Source organism: Rubrivivax gelatinosus, from assembly GCF_004340905.1.
Taxonomy (GTDB): Bacteria; Pseudomonadota; Gammaproteobacteria; order Burkholderiales; family Burkholderiaceae_C; genus Rubrivivax; species Rubrivivax gelatinosus.
Map to the genome: position 1 here is coordinate 1 of NZ_SLXD01000033.1, position 1,378 is coordinate 1,378.

Below are 1,378 nucleotides of genomic sequence, written 5' to 3' on the forward strand. Positions count from 1 at the left end.
GCCGTCACGCCAGAGACGGCGAAGAAACTGAAGGCGCAGGGCCACACCGTCAGGGTGCAGAGCGGCGCGGGCGTGGCGGCGAGTGCGCCGGACGAGGCCTATGCGGCCGTGGGCGCGGAGATCTGCGACCGTGCGGGCGCGTTCGGCAGCGAGCTGGTGCTGAAAGTGCGCAGCCCGGATGCCGAGGAGCTCGCGCTGATGAAACCCGGCACGGCGCTGGTCGGCATGCTGAACCCGTTCGACAAGCCGGGGCTGCAGGCGCTGGCGAGCGCGGGGCTGACGGCCTTCGCGCTCGAAGCCGCGCCGCGCACGACGCGGGCGCAGAGCATGGACGTGCTGTCCAGCCAGGCCAACATCGGCGGCTACAAGGCCGTGATGATGGCGGCCGACCGCTACCAGCGGCTGTTCCCGATGCTGATGACGGCGGCCGGCACGATCAAGGCCGCACGCGTCGTGATCCTGGGCGTCGGCGTCGCCGGCCTGCAGGCCATCGCCACGGCCAAGCGGCTGGGCGCGGTGATCGAGGCCTCGGACGTGCGTCCGAGCGTCAAGGAGCAGGTCGAGTCGCTGGGCGCCAAGTTCATCGAGGTGCCCTACGAGACGGCCGAGGAGAAGGAAGCGGCCGAAGGCGTCGGCGGCTACGCCCGCCCGATGCCGCAGAGCTGGCTGGACCGCCAGAAGGTCGAGGTCGCCAAGCGTGTCGCGCAGGCCGACATCGTCATCTCGACGGCGCTGATCCCGGGCCGTGCGGCGCCGGTGCTGGTGACCGAGGACATGGTGAAGGCCATGAAGCCGGGCTCGGTGATCGTCGACATGGCCGCGGGCCGTGGGGCCGACGGTGTCGGCGGCAACTGCCCGCTGACCGAAGCCGGCCAGACGGTGAAGAAGCACGGCGTGACGATCATCGGCGAGACCAACCTGCCGGCGCTGGTGGCGGCGGACAGCTCGAGCCTGTACGCGCGCAACGTGCTGGACTTCCTGAAGCTCGTCGTCACCAAGGAAGGTGCGCTGCACGTTCCGGCCGACGACGACATCGTGCTCGCCTGCCTGATGGCGCAGGGCGGCGAACTGAAGAAGAACTGAAGGAGGCGGCGATGGAAATCGTGAGCCCTACCGTCACGAACCTGATCATTTTCGTGCTGGCGATCTACGTGGGGTACCACGTGGTGTGGAACGTGACGCCGGCGCTGCACACGCCGCTGATGGCGGTGACGAACGCGATCTCGGCGATCGTGATCGTCGGCGCGATGCTGGCGGCGGCGCTGACCGAGACCGACCTGGGCAAGACCATGGGCGTGCTGGCCGTGGCGCTGTGCGCGGTGAACGTCTTCGGCGGCTTCCTGGTGACCCGGCGGATGCTGGAGATGTTCAAGAAGAA

At 69.2% G+C, this 1,378-nt stretch carries 2 protein-coding genes; both read left to right on the plus strand.

What is annotated here, in order from left to right:
• On the plus strand, window positions 1–1,083 hold a 1,083-nt coding region (locus EV684_RS23855; RefSeq protein WP_132649834.1), incomplete at its 5' end, for an NAD(P) transhydrogenase subunit alpha.
• Window positions 1,084–1,094: 11 nt separating this feature from the next.
• Window positions 1,095–1,378, plus strand: a 284-nt coding sequence (locus EV684_RS23860) for an NAD(P) transhydrogenase subunit alpha (RefSeq protein WP_132649835.1), incomplete at its 3' end; no start/stop codon positions are given.